General features: G+C 70.4%; 2 protein-coding genes. One reads left to right on the top strand and one right to left on the bottom strand.

Annotated elements, in window-relative coordinates; all coding sequences use genetic code 11:
* Positions 1-232 precede the first annotated feature (232 nt).
* Positions 233-640, top strand: a complete 408-nt coding sequence (locus ACQKIP_RS47145; protein WP_365853540.1) for an ATP-binding protein — start codon at positions 233-235, stop codon at positions 638-640.
* Between the two features lie 141 nt (positions 641-781).
* Here ACQKIP_RS47145 and ACQKIP_RS47140 read toward each other — a convergent pair.
* Positions 782-1,532, bottom strand: a 751-nt coding sequence (locus ACQKIP_RS47140) for a PIG-L family deacetylase (RefSeq protein WP_427745831.1), incomplete at its 5' end; no start/stop codon positions are given.

Genomic DNA, 1,532 nt, shown 5'->3' with positions numbered 1-1,532 from the left:
CACATGTCTGCACCCGCATGACCAGCAGATCCGCCGGGAATACGGGTCGGCCGGGGATCAGCGGCAACCCGCCGGGGGATGCCTCCCCGGTGACCGCGCCGCACCCCGGCGGGATGTCCGGGGGGTGGCCCGAGGGACGGGGTGTGAGGTTGACCGCTCCGGGCAGGCGGAGAAGGACCGACGGATACGAGAGCGGTGACTGGACATGTACGGGGAGAGGACTAACGCTGCGATGAGCGTCGCCGAGGCAGTGGAAACCATGGAAATCGTGGAAGCAGGGGACATCAGTTGTGCGGACGCACGATCTGCCGTCCGCGAGGTGCTGGTAGAGGTGTGCTGCGGCCTGCCACTGCCCCGGGCGCAGCGCCTGCGTGATGACGCGCTGCTCGTGGTCAGTGAGCTGACGGCCAACGCCCTCCTGCACGCGGGCGGCGTGACCCGTCTCAGCGCCCGTCTGACCGGCGACGAGTTCGAGCTGCGGGTGAGCGACAGCAGTGCGGAAGTGCCGCGGCGCCGCCCGGGCGGACCTGGCAGGCCGGGCGGCCATGGCTGGATGGTCGTCGAGCGCCTGTGCTCGCGTCTGAGCGTCGAGGCGGATCCGGACGGCAAGACCGTCACGGCGGCGCTGGCGCTCACCTGACGGGCACCAGGCGCCGAGCGGACCTGTTCGCCCGTACGATCAGGCCCGCCGCGCGCACCAGGCCCTGCGCCGGGGGAGTCTGCCCGCACGCAGGAACGAGCGGGCAGAACGAGGAGCCAGGGCCCCGGCCGGAGGGGCGGCTCAGCGCAGCCCGGCGAAGAGATCGTTCTCGGGCAGGGACGCGCCGGTCGAGTCCTGGACGCGGACGAAGGTCTCCACGCCCATCAGCTCGCCGAACCTCTCCTTGCCCATCTTGAGGAAGAAGATGTTCTCGCCCTGACTGGCGTGCGCGGCCAGCGAGTCGAACTTCTGGCCGCTGAAGGCGGTGGTGTCCACCCAGGTGGTGATCTCGTCGTCGGGAAGGCCGATCTCGGCCATCGCGGCGGCCTCGGCGGGATCCGGCTCGGGCATGTCCGGGTGGAACTCGCGCATGAGCTCACCGAACCGCTGCAGCCCCGAGCGGGGCATCGTCGTCCAGTACACCTTCGGTGCCAGCGCGGTCATCTCCAGCGCCGCCATCGTGATGCGGTGGGCCTGGATGTGGTCGGGGTGGCCGTAGAAGCCGTTCTCGTCGTACGTGACGACCACATCGGGCCGGTAGTGCTCCATGAGCTGCGCGAGCCGCGCGGCGCCTTCCTCCACGGGGGTCTGCCAGAAGGATCCGGGGGCCTCGTTGCTCGGCCAGCCGATCATCCCGGAGTCGGCGTAGTCCAGCATCTCCAGATCGCTGATCTTCAGGACGTCGCAGCTCTCCCGGAGTTCCTGGCGGCGCATGGACGCGACGGCCGCCGGATCGTGACCGGGCTCGCCCGGCTTGACACCCCCCGGCCCGTCACCGCAGCCGCCGTCGGTACAGGTCACGAGCACCGTGCGGATGCCTTCGGCCGCATAC

This window comes from Streptomyces sp. NPDC059900, assembly GCF_050270335.1.
Classification (GTDB): Bacteria; Actinomycetota; Actinomycetes; order Streptomycetales; family Streptomycetaceae; genus Streptomyces.
Note: the sequence above shows the minus strand (reverse complement) of the source record. Positions and strands in the feature narration are given on the sequence as shown.

Bases quoted from the DNA above. Each gene is read 5' to 3' on its own strand.
- ACQKIP_RS47145 (WP_365853540.1), top strand. From the start codon at position 233: ATGAGCGTCGCCGAGGCAGTGGAAACCATGGAAATCGTGGAAGCAGGG.